The organism is Dysgonomonas sp. 216 (genome assembly GCF_010501065.1).
Lineage (GTDB): Bacteria > Bacteroidota > Bacteroidia > Bacteroidales > Dysgonomonadaceae > QVMM01.
Window position 1 is genome coordinate 17,227 of sequence record NZ_QVMM01000005.1, and the last position, 16,207, is coordinate 33,433.

General features: G+C 37.2%; 13 protein-coding genes. 8 read left to right on the top strand and 5 right to left on the bottom strand.

Translation table 11 applies throughout. The features are described 5' to 3' along the window. Positions 1-38: 38 nt before the first annotated feature. Together prfB and D0T53_RS04320 are read right to left on the bottom strand one after the other, a co-directional pair. Positions 39-1,152 (bottom strand): peptide chain release factor 2 gene (gene prfB, locus D0T53_RS04315; protein ID WP_163265443.1). Its coding sequence is split into 2 segments (ribosomal slippage): positions 39-1,088 and positions 1,090-1,152, totalling 1,113 coding nucleotides; the frame shifts between segments, so codons are not numbered across the junction. Between the two features lie 85 nt (positions 1,153-1,237). Then, positions 1,238-2,896: an alkaline phosphatase gene (locus D0T53_RS04320; RefSeq protein ID WP_163265634.1), complete on the bottom strand. Its 1,659-nt coding sequence runs from the start codon at positions 2,894-2,896 to the stop codon at positions 1,238-1,240. A 203-nt stretch (positions 2,897-3,099) separates the two neighbouring features. On the opposite strand from D0T53_RS04320, the gene surE reads away from it, so the two are divergent. The 4 genes from surE (at position 3,100) to D0T53_RS04340 (ending at position 7,973) form a co-directional block, all read left to right on the top strand. After that, positions 3,100-3,870 (top strand): 5'/3'-nucleotidase SurE, encoded by a 771-nt coding sequence (surE, locus tag D0T53_RS04325; RefSeq protein ID WP_163265445.1) that lies wholly within the window; start codon positions 3,100-3,102, stop codon positions 3,868-3,870. Positions 3,871-3,874: 4 nt separating this feature from the next. After that, positions 3,875-5,014 carry a lipid-A-disaccharide synthase gene (gene lpxB / locus D0T53_RS04330; protein WP_163265447.1) on the top strand — a complete coding sequence of 380 codons (1,140 nt, stop codon included), beginning with the start codon at positions 3,875-3,877 and terminating at the stop codon, positions 5,012-5,014. A gap of 169 nt (positions 5,015-5,183) precedes the next feature. Beyond that, positions 5,184-6,701 carry a glutamate--tRNA ligase gene (gene gltX / locus D0T53_RS04335; protein WP_163265449.1) on the top strand — a complete coding sequence of 506 codons (1,518 nt, stop codon included), beginning with the start codon at positions 5,184-5,186 and terminating at the stop codon, positions 6,699-6,701. A 6-nt stretch (positions 6,702-6,707) separates the two neighbouring features. Continuing rightward, the gene (locus D0T53_RS04340) at positions 6,708-7,973 is read left to right on the top strand and encodes a 3-deoxy-D-manno-octulosonic acid transferase (protein ID WP_163265451.1); all 1,266 of its coding nucleotides are present in this window, start codon (positions 6,708-6,710) and stop codon (positions 7,971-7,973) included. 81 nt (positions 7,974-8,054) lie between these two features. Here the strand turns inward: D0T53_RS04340 and D0T53_RS04345 are convergent, their stop codons facing one another. The 3 genes from D0T53_RS04345 to D0T53_RS04355 form a co-directional block, all read right to left on the bottom strand. Continuing rightward, complete coding sequence (locus tag D0T53_RS04345; protein WP_163265453.1) at positions 8,055-9,068, bottom strand: GNAT family N-acetyltransferase; 1,014 nt, start codon at positions 9,066-9,068, stop codon at positions 8,055-8,057. 66 nt (positions 9,069-9,134) lie between these two features. Then, a complete protein-coding gene (locus D0T53_RS04350; RefSeq protein ID WP_163265455.1) occupies positions 9,135-9,959 on the bottom strand; it encodes a 1-acyl-sn-glycerol-3-phosphate acyltransferase in 825 nt (274 codons plus the stop codon). 149 nt (positions 9,960-10,108) lie between these two features. Beyond that, positions 10,109-11,284 (bottom strand): hypothetical protein, encoded by a 1,176-nt coding sequence (locus D0T53_RS04355; protein WP_163265457.1) that lies wholly within the window; start codon positions 11,282-11,284, stop codon positions 10,109-10,111. A gap of 907 nt (positions 11,285-12,191) precedes the next feature. Between D0T53_RS04355 and D0T53_RS04360 the strand changes: the two genes are divergently transcribed. Genes D0T53_RS04360 through D0T53_RS04375 form a run of 4 tightly spaced genes read left to right on the top strand, consistent with a single transcriptional unit; the run spans position 12,192 to position 16,199 of the window. After that, positions 12,192-12,641, top strand: coding sequence for a division/cell wall cluster transcriptional repressor MraZ (locus D0T53_RS04360; RefSeq protein ID WP_185152974.1), 450 nt, complete (start codon positions 12,192-12,194; stop codon positions 12,639-12,641). After that, on the top strand, positions 12,638-13,561 hold the full coding sequence (rsmH, locus tag D0T53_RS04365; RefSeq protein WP_163265461.1) for a 16S rRNA (cytosine(1402)-N(4))-methyltransferase RsmH: 924 nt from the start codon (positions 12,638-12,640) through the stop codon (positions 13,559-13,561). Before D0T53_RS04360 ends, rsmH begins: the two co-directional genes overlap by 4 nt. Before the next feature lie 10 nt (positions 13,562-13,571). Beyond that, positions 13,572-13,904 carry an FtsL-like putative cell division protein gene (locus D0T53_RS04370; protein ID WP_163265463.1) on the top strand — a complete coding sequence of 111 codons (333 nt, stop codon included), beginning with the start codon at positions 13,572-13,574 and terminating at the stop codon, positions 13,902-13,904. A gap of 12 nt (positions 13,905-13,916) precedes the next feature. After that, positions 13,917-16,199: a penicillin-binding protein gene (locus D0T53_RS04375; RefSeq protein ID WP_163265465.1), complete on the top strand. Its 2,283-nt coding sequence runs from the start codon at positions 13,917-13,919 to the stop codon at positions 16,197-16,199. The last annotated feature ends 8 nt before the right edge of the window (positions 16,200-16,207 follow it).

Sequence of the window (16,207 nt, forward strand, 5' to 3'; positions counted from 1 at the left end):
ATTGTTTTCGGGGTTCTCATATAGCAATTATAAGGCTGTTAAGCCTCGTCGCCAAATTCCATTAAATAGGATTTGATGAACTCATCAATATCACCATCCATCACTCCTTGTACATCAGATGTCTGATAATTGGTACGATGGTCTTTCACCCTGCGGTCGTCGAAAACATAACTGCGAATTTGCGATCCCCACTCTATTTTCTTTTTTCCCGCTTCAATTTTCACTTGCTCGCGCCTTCTTTTCTCCAACTCCATTTCATAAAGTTGCGATTTAAGCAAACGCAAAGCATTATCTTTATTACCGAACTGCGAACGGCTTTCGGTATTTTCAATAACTATTTCACTTTCTTCTCCGGTTTCCGAGTCTTTATATTTATAATGTAAACGTACTCCGGTTTCGACTTTATTTACGTTCTGACCTCCCGCCCCACTCGAGCGAAAAGTATCCCAAGTTAAATTGGCCTGATTTATTTCGATTTCTATCGAATCGTCAACTAATGGAACAACAAACACCGATGCAAACGAAGTCATGCGTTTGCCTTGAGCGTTATAAGGCGAAACTCTTACCAAACGATGTACACCGTTTTCGGATTTCAGATAACCATAGGCAAATTCGCCTTCAACCTGCAAGGTAGCTGTTTTTATACCGGCTTCATCTCCATCAAGCCAGTTAGTAACTGTTACTTTATAACCTTTAGCTTCGGCCCATCGCTGATACATTCTGAAAAGCATCGAAGCCCAGTCTTGTCCTTCTGTGCCTCCGGCTCCACTATTTATTTTAAGAACTGCTCCCAGTTTATCCTCTTCGCGGCGAAGCATATTCTTCAGTTCCAGATTTTCGACCTTCACTACGGCTACTTTATAAGCTTCATCAACCTCATCTTCGGATGTAATACCCTCTTTCTGAAAGTCGAATGCCAGCTGCAACTCTTCACAAGCCGATTTCACTTCATTATAACCGTTTATCCACGATTTTAGTTCGCGAATTTTCTTCATTTGTTCTTCGGCAACCTTATTATCATTCCAAAATTCGGGTGCCTGAGTTCTTAGCTCTTCTTCTTCTAATTGAATTATCTTGGCATCGACGTCAAAGGTACCCCCTCAGCGCCGACTCGCGCTCCAACACATCTTTGAGTTGGTCTATTGTAATCATAATTATCGAGTTTTTAGTTAAAAAGGAAGTCGCAAAGGTAACAATTTTCCTTTGAATGTTAAGTACATAACAATTACATTCTGACTTATTTTAATTTCTCAATTAAATTAGCAGGCAAGTAAAAAGTCTTTGTTTTATCAATATATACAACTACCGAACCCACATCGAAGGGTACTTCGTTCAAATATGCTACCGATTTATATGCAGGAATTTTTAATATTTCGTTGTCTTTTTTCACTGTCAACACAGGAAAATCATGTTCGTTGCTTACCTTACATTTTAATCCTGCAAAAACATCAGTATGTTTAGCAAACACTTGTTTTGTCATATCTGCCAAATCTGTTTGCAAACCCAGTACACTAAATAAATATCGATTTATGTCTATATTCGTATTCATGCCCAAAGGGATATCGCCCTGTGGATGATAAGCTGCAAGAAAAACCTCTTCTCCGGTATGCCCTCCCGATGTAAAACCAAAATAAGTTCGACTATTCAGGATACTGACTATTGTACGTACCATATTTTCGCTCTCCGATTTTTTCATATAATCGGCTTCTTTATAGTTTTTCGAACTTAAAAGTTTGTTCAATTCTTCTTTTGTTATCTCAATTCCTGTATTTTCTTTAAAAACAGATTTGAAGTTATCAGGCTTTTCTTTCAACAAAATACGCTCTAATCCCTCAGCTGTTCGCTTAAACTTAGTCACATTTCCAAACAAGTCCTCCAAAGAAGCTTTATCGTAACGATTTAAACCTGCTCTTCCTATGGTAAATCCACTATTTCCATGATCGGGTAAAATAATAATTGCAGTTTCCCCATCTTTTTTTGCAAAATCGAGGGCTACACCTACCGCCTTATCGAAAGCTAAATACTCGGTAATGCAACCAACAGCATCGTTGCTATGTGCGGCCCAATCCACCTTACTCCCTTCAACCATCAGAAAGAAACCATTTTCATTAGCAGAGAGCACCTCTAGAGCTTTTTCTGTCATTTCGGATAAAGACGGAATCTTTGCCGGATCGCGGTCTACATCGTACGGAAGTTCCTTTTCGGCAAATAATGCCCATACTTTTTCATCTTGCACCGGAGTAATTTGCTTAAACTCATCAATATCATTTTGAATTAAACGTGTTCCATTATTAGCAAAATGTCGTTTTATATCGTCAGTTATAATCGAATTGCCTCCACCAAAAACAACATTCAGGTTATTGTAAGCCATCTGGGGCGCTAAATATTTATACGCTCCCCTATTATAATGATGTGCAGCACAATCGGCTGGTGTAGCATGCGGGAACTCGACTGTTACCACAAGCCCTGTTGCTTTATTTTTCTGCATTTTTGCAGCCTCAAGTATAGTCACTAACGGCTGGTAAGCCATCTGTGGATCGACCGGATAAATATCTTTATTCGGGTCGGCTGGCGGATATATCGACACATTCCCTGTTTGTTGAGGAACACCTGTCATATAACACGATGTTGTTGGTGCTGAATCCCCGATTGGAGCATTCGATGAAAAAGTTTTTACCGTTCCGCATATATATGGGTCTATATTAAGGTTATCGCCCAACCCTTTATAATAATTATACCATCGGGCTGCCGATACAACCCCTATAGATGTTCCGTCGGGAATCATCAAAATCACATTCTTTACAGGCTTTATCTCTTTTCTGTAATTCTGAGCATACACAACAGGCACTGCCAACATCAAAAAAAGCAAACAAAGCAGGGATATATTTCTTTTCATCATTAAAATTTTTCTACCTTTTGTCAAAGGTAGTTTATATAAAAATGGGAAAGAAATACTGCCTCTCATTTTTTATACTACACTAAGAAGTTTTTCGAAATTACAACATTCTCACTTTGTCCTAAAATTTCAGAACTTAGCTTAAATCTGCTATCTTTGCCACGTCTTTCAATATTAATTATAATTGCTAAACGATAAGTATAATGGAAAAACCTCTTATCCTTGTTACCAACGACGACGGATATCAAGCAAAGGGAATAAACGCCCTGATTGAGAATCTTGTAGGATTAGGCGAAATTATTGTAGTAGCCCCCGATGGTCCACGCTCAGGCATGTCTAGCGCAATAACAAGCATACACCCTATTCGTTTTCAACTAATTGACGAAAACAAAGAAAAGGACATTAAAATATATTCGTGCACAGGAACACCTGTCGACTGCATAAAATTAGGGATAAGCGAGGTAATAGGACGCAAGCCCGACCTTATCGTATCGGGGATCAATCACGGGTCAAACGCTTCAATATGTGTTCTTTACTCAGGAACAATGGGTGCCGCTATCGAAGGGTGCATATTTAAAGTTCCATCTATAGGATTTTCTCTATTGGATCATAGTCCGAATGCCGATTTTTCGAACGCAAGTAATATAATAAAGGAGCTAAGCACCGATGTTATAAAGAATGGGTTACCAGCCGGAGTTTGTTTAAATGTAAACATACCGCTTGGCGAAGTTAAAGGAGTCAAAGTTTGCAAACAAGCAACAGGACAATGGATCGAAGAATTCGCAAAATCGCAAGACGGACAAAAAAAAGATGTTTACTGGCTTACCGGACATTTTAAAGACGACGCCCCGAGCGACACCGAAACCGACGAATGGGCTTTAGCAAACAATTATATATCGATAGTTCCTATAAGAGTAGACATGACTGCCCGCGAATATATAACCCAAATGAAAAATTGGGAAAACATAAAATAACAATATGAAATATTTTCTTGTCGCGGGCGAAGCCTCGGGCGACCTACATGCGTCAAACCTAATGACTGCATTAAAAGAGCAGGATAAAGATGCCGAATTTCGTTTTTTCGGCGGCGACCTTATGCAAGCTCAGGGCGGACAGCTTATAAAGCATTACCGCGAGCTGGCCTACATGGGTTTTATCCCTGTTTTGCTGAATCTGAGAACAATTCTCCGCAACATGAAGATGTGTCAGCAAAGCATCCTTGAGTATAAGCCCGATGTTGTTATCCTTATTGACTACCCCGGATTCAACCTGAAAATAGCTAAATACATAAAACTGAACACCAATATACCCGTTTATTATTACATATCGCCTAAAGTTTGGGCATGGAAAGAATACAGGGTTAAGTCGTTCAAGAAGTATGTGGATAAAATGCTTTGCATTCTCCCGTTCGAAGTCGATTTTTTCAAAAAGCACAATTACGCAGTCGATTATGTAGGCAACCCAACCGTTGATGCGGTCGCCGATTTTAACGAAAGGAATAAAGAAGACTCTATTAGTCAATTCAGAGAAAACAACAATTTATCCGAGAAACCAATTATTGCACTTTTAGCAGGAAGTCGAAAGCAGGAAATAAAAGACAATCTGCCTACAATGCTTGATGTTGTTGCCAGATTCCCCGATTATCAGGCCGTTATTGCCGGTGCACCCGGAATATCGCCCGAATATTACAACCAATATCTGACAACCGATTCAAAAATAATATTTGGACAAACTTATCGCTTACTTAAATATTCCGAGGCTGCGCTCGTTACTTCCGGTACAGCGACACTCGAAACAGCCTTATTCAGAGTGCCTCAGGTAGTATGTTATAAAACGCCAATCCCTAAAATTGTATATTGGGTATATAAACACATACTCACAACTAAATATATATCGTTGGTAAACCTTATTGCCGACAAAACTGTCGTACAAGAATTATTTGCCAAGTTTTTCTCCTTCTCAAACATTCACTCCGAGCTTAGCATGATTTTGAATAATGCAATATACCGCAACAACATGCTTAGTGGATATGATGAAGTTATAAACATACTAGGGCACCCCGGAGCCTCGGCACGTGCCGCTGAGGTTATTGTAAATAGCATGAATAAAAACAAGTAAAAGCTCCTTATTGTATTATTCTGAAATACAACAATCTACATTTATATAATATTTTGACCCACATTGAACAAATCCTTTAGGTTTTTTTTGTAATTTTGCAGCCTTTTAAGGTCAGATATAATTACTATAACCTGACTATATTGTATTGCTTAATATTATTCGGGATTCCATGAATAAAAAAGTCAGAGTACGTTTTGCCCCCAGTCCTACGGGGCCTTTACACATAGGAGGAGTTAGAACAGCTTTATACAACTACCTGTTCGCCAAACAGCACAATGGAGATTTTATACTTCGGATCGAAGATACTGACTCGCAACGGTTTGTTCCCGGTGCCGAAGAGTACATAATAGAAGCTTTAACATGGTTAGGGCTCGAATTTGATGAAGGTGTACACAACGGAGGAAACTATGGCCCTTATCGTCAATCGGAACGTAAAGATATTTACAAAAAGTATGTCGACATGCTTCTTGAAAACGGGAACGCTTATTTTGCATTCGACACGCCTGCCGAACTTGAAGCAAAAAGAAACGAAATCGCAAACTTTCAATACGATGCTTCGACACGTCTTCAAATGCGAAATTCTTTAACATTGAGTAAAGAAGAAACCGATTCGTTAATAAATAATAGAGAACAATATGTTGTAAGGTTTAAAATAGAACCGGGACAAGATGTGATTGTAAACGACATTATCCGTGGCGAAGTAAAAATTAACTCTTCGATACTAGATGATAAAGTTCTTTATAAATCGGCCGATAATTTACCAACTTACCATCTTGCCAACATCGTTGACGATCATTTGATGGAAGTTACTCATGTTATACGTGGCGAAGAATGGTTACCCTCTGCACCACTACACGTTTTGTTATACAGAGCTTTTGACTGGGAAGAAACCATGCCCGGATTCGCACATCTACCGCTATTGCTAAAACCGGAAGGAAATGGAAAACTAAGCAAACGCGACGGAGACAGGCTCGGCTTTCCTGTATTCCCACTTGAATGGCACGACCCAAAATCGGGTGAAATCTCATCAGGATACCGCGAAAGCGGCTATCTGCCAGAGGCTGTTGTAAACTTCCTTGCCCTACTAGGCTGGAATCCAGGGAACGACGAAGAAATATTAATAATGGATGATCTTATTAAGCTCTTTTCTTTAGAAAAATGTAGCAAAAGTGGAGCTAAATTCGATTACGAAAAAGCAAAGTGGTTCAACCATCAATATATTCAAAAGAAAAGCAATGCAGAGATAGCCGCTCTTTTTATTCCCATATTAAAAGAAAAAGGAATAGAGTCGACAGCTGAATATGTAGAGAAAATAGTAGGCTTGGTTAAAGAAAGAGTATCGTTTGTAAAAGAATTATGGGATCAATCGGCTTTCTTTTTTAAAGCACCTGAAACATACGACGAAAAGACTGTAAAAAAACGCTGGAAAGAAGAAACTCCTTCGCAACTTACCGAACTTATTTCCGTATTGCAAAATATCAACGATTTTTCGTCTCACAATCAGGAAGAGGTAGTCAAATCGTGGATAGAATCGAAAGAGTATCATTTAGGAAACATAATGAATGCATTCAGACTTGCCGTTGTAGGTGAATCTAAAGGCCCTCACATGTTCGATATTACAGCCGCAATAGGAAAAGAAGAGACAATTAAAAGACTGGAAACAGCCATACAAAACATATCGAAGTAAGACATCATGATATATAATCTGGCTATAAGTTTATATGCACTTGCTGTACGCTTGGCATCTCTATTCCATAAAAAAGCCCGACTTATGACACAAGGGCATAAGGAGGTTTACAAAAAATTACAACGCGAGATCGACATTAATGCCAAATATATCTGGATACACGCAGCTTCTTTAGGCGAATTCGAACAGGGACGTCCTTTAATTGAACGTATAAAGAAACAATATCCACAATTTAAAATATTACTTACTTTCTTTTCGCCTTCGGGATACGAAGTAAGAAAAAACTACGAACTAGCCGACACCGTATGCTACTTGCCTTTCGACAGAAAAAGGAATGTGAAAAAATTCATTAAGTTAGCCAATCCGGCTATGGCTATTTTTATAAAATACGAATTCTGGTTTAACTATGTAAATCAATTATATAAACGAAATATTCCTGTTTACATGGTATCGGCCATATTTCGCCCCGATCAGTTATTTTTCAAATGGTATGGGCAAGGCTCCAGAAACATATTAAAATACTACAAATGCATTTGCGTCCAAGACGAAAACTCGCAGAAATTGCTTGCTAATATTGGCATAAACAACGTTACAGTTTGTGGAGACACCCGTTTCGACAGAGTTAATAAAATAAAGCAACAAGCAAAAGAACTTCCTTTAATTGAGAGTTTTGTGTCAGAAAACTCCGAAAACAAACCGAAGGTATTAGTAGCTGGTAGCTCGTGGCCTAAAGACGAAGATATTTTCATCTCATTCTTCAATAACAGCAGCGAAACTAAATTAATAATAGCACCTCACGAGATACACGAATCTCATTTAAATTATATTGAGGGGCTTGTTAAACGCCCACTTATCCGATACTCGCAACTGGAAAACAACCCGACAATAGATGCGGGTAATTTCGACTGCCTGATAATCGACAGCATAGGTAAACTTTCCTCGATATATCGTTATGGAGACATTGCTTATATTGGAGGTGGATTTGGAGCCGGTATACACAATGTATTAGAAGCTGCAGTATATAACATTCCTGTTATATTTGGTCCAAATTTCAAAAAATTCAGAGAGGCCAACGAATTGATCGTTGCAGGAGGAGGTTATCCTATACAAGATGAAAGTTCGTTTCGCGGCCTTATGGAAGAGTTCTTACAATATCCGAAAATGCTTACTTCGGCAGGAAATTTTGCGGGAGAATACGTTAAATCCAATTCGGGTGTCGTAAGCAAAGTTATGGATATACTAACTCCCGAAATACAGTCTATTACACAATAATAGTATAATAAAGGACCTAAACAAGAAAGAAAGGGGACAGAAAGCGCTTAAATAAAGACTAATCGAACTAGTTTGTTATTCTCATTTCTTTTTCATCTTCACAACATTAGACCGCCAATTCCAGTTAATCATTTGTCGCAATCGGCTAAGAAATCGTTTCGATGGTTTATCTTTCAAATACGATTCAATATGTCGTATTTTCTTTTCTTCAAGAATCTCATCTACATTGATAAGAATACCTGTTTCTTCGACATTGCCAAAACCATCGTTAACAGCAGTACCAAACACCTTCATCTGGGGTGACAACCCCATATATGCATTTACCAATGGCGGAATATTTATACCGCGCTTACGCACTGCTCCATTAAGAATTTTATAATCGCTTTTTAAATCGTCCTCCGAAAACAGCTTAGCAAGCTTAGCCTCCGTCGTATTTATTTTCACAGCATGTTTGGGCCATATTAATCTTTCGGGATCGGGAAAATGCTTTTGCATAAAATATAATATCATATCCCTCGCCTGCGAATCGTAAGTATCGAACATGGTCACTTTCCCAAAAAAATATTTCATCGACGGATCGGCCACAGAAAGAGCCCCTAAGCCATCCCATAAATTATCCAAAACAAATATGCCTTTCGATCCCGACCGTGTAGACTGGTAATCAAGAGAAACAAACGAGCGTCCTAACTCGAAAGTATAAGGAAGGTATTCTTCATTGAATTTTTTTGAGAAATGAAACAAATGAGATGTTGCCAAAATGGGTTCACCTTTTTCATCAAACTTAATATCAGGACCACAAATAAAACGATACCCTCCTAAAATTTCTTCTGCTTCAGGGTTCCATACAACCAACTGTTTGTATGGATTATCCATCGTATCATATTCATCAATATCCGATGCAAGCCCGGTTCCTCCTCCATAAAAACGAAAAGCAATCTCCCTCAGCCGACCTATTTCTAGCATAACATTAGGAGCATTATGATGAGTTATAATATAAATCTCATTATCTGCCTTATTGGTTTTTCGCAGAAATTTATCTTTTGTTAATTCTGCCTTTAGTAATTTTTTCTCTATCGGAGGAATAATATTTTCCATATCTCAAATGTATAAATTGCTTTAGCACAAAGCAATACTATAAAATAAAAAGGTCTATTTTCACAATTACCCCTTCAACAAATAAGCTTCATTTTTCACATATTCAGCCCATTGCGCCAGAGTTTTCGACTTATCAAAAACCTCCCATTTTATAGGCTTTCCAAAAGTGATAGTAAATGTGCTACCTTTACATTTAAACATTTCGTCGGGCAAAAAGATCAACTCTATATTGAATTTTACCCCTAGCTTTTTCCTAATGTTTGCAAATCTATAAAAGAATTTTGAATTAGCCGCCTCAAAATAAACAGGAATTACGTCACGTCGAGTTTCGACGGCTTTTTGTACGAACATCTTTTTCCATTCCAAATCACAGATTTTACCTTCTATTTTACGGGAACATAATCCCGCAGGAAAAGTTATTATTTGATTTTCGGACGCAAAAGCTTCGTTTATATCCGAAGCTGCATTTTTCGATTGCGATCCGAATTTATTGATTGGAACAAATATGGAACGAAGGTTAGGAATATTGAGCAACAGATCATTAACTGGATACCTAATCTTTTTATCAAACTTTTCGCCTATTACGGCTGACAAGCAAATACCATCTAATCCTCCAAGTGGATGATTTGATGCAAAAATATACCTTCCGCTCTTATCCAATTCATCCAAGCCCCTTATATCAAGAGCAAGATTAAAGTAACCAACAACAGCCTCCATAAAATCCACCCCATCTTTGTCGGCATAAATGGTAAGTATTTCGTTCAGCTCATCTTGATGTATTTTCCTCTTGAGCCAAGAGAGTAAAAACTTAGGTATTTTTTTATAGATTCGGGGAGCTTTATTTTTCAGAACCTTATCAAGATCTAAAAGCTCTAAATTATTTTTTTGCATAAGCACATTCTTAACGACAGAAATACAAAGATAAGATTTTTGGAGAAAAGCATTTACTGATTAAAATGCAAAACCTGTTGTCACTCAAAAAAAAAGAAAAGCCCTTAAACCTATACTAATTATCTTAGAATTCAAATTTATATAAATCACTATTTATATCTACTTGTCAGATCTAAGACAGTCTTCTCCACATTATTATCAAGTATTTCTATATACTCTGGTTTTGTTCTAAACCCATCCTGAAAAGTTGCTCCTCGCAATTCTATTGTTCTAATATCTTGTATTTTATTATTTCTAAAAGACTCGAAAGGCAGACCTTTGTCGTATACCGACGGAAATTTATCAAAAGTCCTGTTTTCTTCATCTCTTGTTATATAAACTATTGTGCCGTTCAAATTATAATCATCATATTCAACAGGGTATATAGGCTTCATTGGATGAGCGAGAATATTTAAAATTCTTTCGTTACAACTAAGAAAGGGATTGGTTGTTTTTAGAACATTTAGATTATTTACTTCGTTTATTAAACACAATATTAGAGCAAGAAAAACAATAATTCTCTTTACAGGAAGCCGAATCTTATCCATGTATGCAGGTAAACTATATATACACACTATAAACAACCCACAAAATATATAACCTTTAAGAAAGCGTATATCAGGTGCTAATATTAATGCTACAATCAGACCTATATACAAAGCAAAATATACTGCACAAACATGTTTGTTTATCTTCTTCTTCACAATGTGATACGAAATCAGCAAAACCGACAACAAACTCAAAATCAACATATAACAAAATACGGAATTTCTAAACTCACTGGGATTCTTAAAAGCGAGCAAATCAAATATTGGATTTATATTGAAAAACAGATGCTTTGCCCACTCATATATATATGTTTTTTGTATAATAACTGTCGATATTGGCATTTTCCAATCAAAGTCAAACAAGTCGATAGCCGGAAAAGGATAAACAAGGTATCCGGTAATTATTATATTCCGAATGCACCAAAAAACTACAATAGCACACGAACATATAAAAATAAAAAAGAGTTGTTTATTTTGTTTTCTCCTAAAGCAATAAAAGAAGAAATATAAAGACGAAAGAAAAAACTCAGCATACGACAGCTTAAAAGTAAGCAGAATTATAGGAACAGAGCATACAAAAAGTAATTGTCGGGTTAAACTTTTCGAACCTAAAAAGACTTTAACAATGTAAAATAGCAAAACAATACTGGCAAATATATCAATATCCGAATCGGTCATAAAACGCCTTTGCAACTCATAAAATGCAATTAAAACAAAAAACAATACCAGATATATCATTTTATATCGGGTTTTGAATAAGCGATTTAAAGTCCAGCACAAAAAATACAGAAAAAATAGTATTTGCATAGTATATATTGCATGCCCAAAAATAATACGAAAACTAAAGAGCGCTTCAAACAACAGATAGTTAGAGTTAAAACCATACCTGTCTTCTAAATTACCAAGCCCGGGAATTACCCTGAAGTTTTCATTCCATAAAATATTTTGTCGATGATAATACGATGAATCAAAATTATTAGGAGAGTATAACGAACATAAAAAAACAATAAGAATGGCAATAACAAAAATGAATACCTCTACTTTATTGTATGATGCAAAAATAGATTTTACATACAAAAATACATCTTGTGCTTTATCCTTATTAAAGAACCAGTACACACTACATATCAAAATATAAAACAGCAGTAAATAATGATTCGATGGTACAAATAACGAACATAAGGGCAGTATAACAGATAGAAAACATAGCCCTAGCACAATTGTATCCAATATGCCATAATTTTCGTTAGCCTTGCTAAATTTATTGTACAATGAGATAAATAAATGACCAAAGGAAAAGAATGTGAATGTTATAACAATCCACGATATTATAACAAGCAACATAAAACACTAAGAAATAAAAGGTGAAAACCCAAATTTACTCTTTGGAAAATAACCATAGTTATTAAAAAATAAAATATTTATTCAATAAAACGATAAAATTATAACATACTAGTCTTTTGTCCAAATTTAGCCGTTAATTATTTAACTTCATTTCAATAAAATCGGAATTCCTTCACTCCCCCTATCTCCGGCTTACAAACCCTGTTAATAACTTGTTGAAAAAGTTTAGTGGAGAAAAGTGGGGCAAAGTGGATTATTTTCATATCTTTACAAACTAATACATTAGGTCAAGTGTAATATGATGCAATTTCTCGGAAATATTGAAGCTAAAATAGATGCGAAAGCCCGTGTTTTCGTGCCTGCTTCGTTCCGTAAATTACTTTTAGCTTCCGGGCAAACCGAGCTCGTATTGCGTAAAGACATATTTCAGAACTGCTTGGTATTATACCCTCTGATTGTTTGGGAAGAAGAAGTTGCAAAATTACGTTCACGGCTAAGCCGTTGGGACAAAACTCAACAGAGTATATTCCGTCAGTTTGTAGTCGACGCCGAACACCTCGAACTCGACTCTAATGGGCGCATACTCATACCTAAACGTTGTTTACAGTTAGCAGACATAGAATCGGAGGTAACATTTCTAGGAGTCGATAACACAATCGAATTATGGGCAAAAGGTGAACTGAATAAAACATTAGTTGCACCAGAAGATTTTGGGCTGGAAATACAGCGTTTGATGAGCGAAAATATATGAAAAGTATTGTAACTGCCGATGGTTATCACGTACCGGTGCTACTCAGAGAGAGTGTAGATGGCATGAATATCACTCCCGAATCGGTATGCATAGATGTTACATTTGGAGGAGGGGGACATTCTCGTGAAATACTTTCGAGACTAGGAAACAACGGACATCTTTACGGGTTTGATCAAGACATGGATGCCATTGACAATTTACCCGAAGATGCAAAGTTCACTTTCGTGAGAAGCAATTTCCGTTACTTAAAAAATTTCATGCGTTATTACGATGAAGACTCCGCGGATGCGATATTAGCAGACTTAGGTGTTTCGTCACACCACTTTGACGATTCGAACAGAGGCTTCTCCTTTCGTTTTGAAGAAAGTTTGCTCGATATGCGCATGAATAGCAAGCACAGCAAAACCGCTGCTAAAATTCTGAATGAATATCAGGAAGAAAGACTTGCCGACGTTCTTTATCTGTATGGAGAGATCAAACAATCGAGAAGAATTGCAGCATCCATCGTCAATCGCAGGAAAACGAAAAGTTTCAAAACAGTAAGCGATCTATTAGAAGTCCTAGAACCTTTTACAGGTAAAGCCAAAGAGAAAAAAATACTGGCTCAGGCATTTCAGGCTCTTCGCATCGAAGTAAACGAAGAAATGGAGGCTTTAAAAGAAATGCTGACACAAGCATTAGATATACTGAAACCTAAAGGCCGTTTAGTTGTTATAACTTACCATTCGCTCGAAGACCGACTTGTTAAAAATTTCTTTAAAACAGGAAACTTCGAAGGTAAGGCAGATAAGGATTTCTACGGAAACTTAAATACACCATTTAAGTTAGTAAACAATAAGGTTATTATACCATCGGAAGAGGAGCTAGTAATAAATCCTCGATCGAGAAGCGCTAAGTTAAGAATTGCCGAAAAGCTTTAATAGAAAGAAGATGAATAACAAAGTAAAGAAAGCCGGACAAAACATAATGCAAGTTTTAAGCGGAAGCATCCTTACATCGGATTTTTTCGCAAAAAACAAGTTATTCCTGCTCATTGCATTCGTTATAGCTGCAGCATATATAAGCAACAGATTTACATGTATTTCTAAAATATCGGAAATTGAATCTCTAAAAAAAGACCTGACCAATGCGAGATATAAATCGCAGGTTATATCTACAGACCTTATAGGTATTGGACGACAATCGCAAGTAGAAGCTCTGGTAGAAAGAAACGGATTAAATTTAAAAATATCCAAAGAACCCAAAATAAAACTCGAAAAATAAGAATATCCTGCTATGGCAAATAATACGGAAAATCAAGACAATAAAACAGGGAAGACGATCTTAAACCGATACGCCTTCTTAGTTATTGGCATGTCTTTCATTTTCATATTCATTATTGCTAACATTGTGAAAATAATGTTTGTTGAAAGGGATAAATGGGCCGAAATTGAGCGTATTGTAAAAGTCGTAGCCGAAGAAAGCAGAGTAATCCCCGACAGAGGTAATATATACGCTTACGACGGACGTCCTCTTGCTATTAACAAGCCTATATATACAGTACGTATCGACTTTATGGCTGAAGGATTGCATAAAGATACGATCGCCGAGTATGGAAAAAGGATGTTCCCTGAGTTGGCAAAACTTTTTCCCGAGAAAACAGCGACCCAATACCGTAAGTTATTTATGGACGGCTGGAATTTGAGCCGAAACGAAATTGCCTATAATAAAAAACTGAAAAAAGGAGGGAGAAAAAAAACAAAAAGCCGTAGTGTACGTTTATTTTCCCGCGACATAAATTATCTTGAATTACAACAGCTTAAGAGTATTGAATATTTCAAGAAAAAAGGAGGAGGACTAACTCAGGAATTACGAATAAGCCGCGACTATCCTTTTAAGAATATAGCTCGTCGAACTATAGGATCGCTACAAGTAGCAAACGATACTCTTATCATTAGAGATTCTGTTGTGAAAGTAAAAAAATGGGCACGTGGTTCAAGCGGTCTAGAATTACGATACGATTCGATACTGAGAGGTGTTTCGGGCTTAAAGGATGTGCACCGTATTGCTAAAAAATCGATAGACAAAGTAATTGTACCTGCAATAGAAGGTAAAGATATACGCGTTACGCTCGATGTAGACATTCAGGACATTACCGAGAAAGCATTGTATTCGACCCTGTCGGAATATGAGGCCCAGGCTGGTTATGCCATTATTATGGAAACCGAAACGGGCGAAATAAAAGGAATTTCCAACCTCGACAGAATCGGGGCTGGCATTTACTCCGAACGCAAACCTCATGTGTTTTCATACATGGCCGATCCGGGTTCGACATTTAAAACTCTCTCGATGATGGTTGCACTCGAAGATGGAGCTGTAACACCACGCGACTCGTTTTACGTTGGCGATGGAGTGTTCGAATACACCACTGGTAGATTGAAAAAGAAACTGTATGACCATAACTACAGAGTTGGGGCAAATTATGGTTATTTAAGTGTAGCCGAAGGAATGCATAAATCGTCGAATATTGTTGTAGCCAGAAGTGTTCTTAAAGGATATGCATCACACCCCGAAAAGTATATCGAACGTTTGTACGAACTAGGTGTCACAAAGAAGCTTACATGGGATATGCCCCTACAAGGAAAAGAGGGGTCGTCGATAATAAAGCATCCCCGAAACAGCAAAAACGAACGCAATCCGGTTTGGTCTGATCTTTCGTTACCATGGATATCATACGGATACGAAACCCAAATTGCACCAATCTACATACTGATGTTTTACAACGGAATAGCCAATCATGGAAAAATGATCAAACCCTTCCTTGTTAAGGATATTCTGAAAAACGGAAAAGTAGAAAACGAAATAGAAGCTGAAGTTATAAATCCAAAACTATGTTCGGACAGAACTTTAGCCGAACTGCACGACATGCTGGTTGGTGTGATTAACGAAGGTACCGGAAAAGCCGTAAAATCGGATTTGTTTCAAATTGCAGGAAAAACAGGCACTGCGCAGCTTACGAAAAACGGAGCGTATACCAATAAAGAACACTATGTATCGTTTTGCGGTTATTTCCCTGCCGATAAACCTAAATATACATGCATGGTGGGAATTATAAAACCTCGCGAACCTGCAGCTAGTGCAAGAACTGCCGGAGCCGTGTTTAAAAATATTGCCGAAAATGTTTATATAAGAAACGTAATGCTTAGCCCTTCCGATATAAAAGCAAAAGAAGGTATTACAGCGACCACTGCTCCAGAAGTAAAAGGCGGTTCATTCCAGAAAACGAAAAATGTACTCGAATACCTGAAACTTCCGTTCGATGGCTCATCGTTAAGCAGTACATCAATGATAAAAGAATCGAAAGAAAAAGACAAAATAAAACTGGACGAAAGTACTATTATAAAAGATTTAGTACCAAACGTTATTGGATTTGGTGCTCGTGACGCCCTATACACTCTCGAAAATGCTGGATTAAAAGTGCAAATAAGGGGATGGGGCAAGGTTGTAAGCCAGTCTATTCAGAACGGGACAAGAATAGTTCCCGGAAGTCAGATTGAAATTGTTTTAGAAAATAAATAAGTTAAATA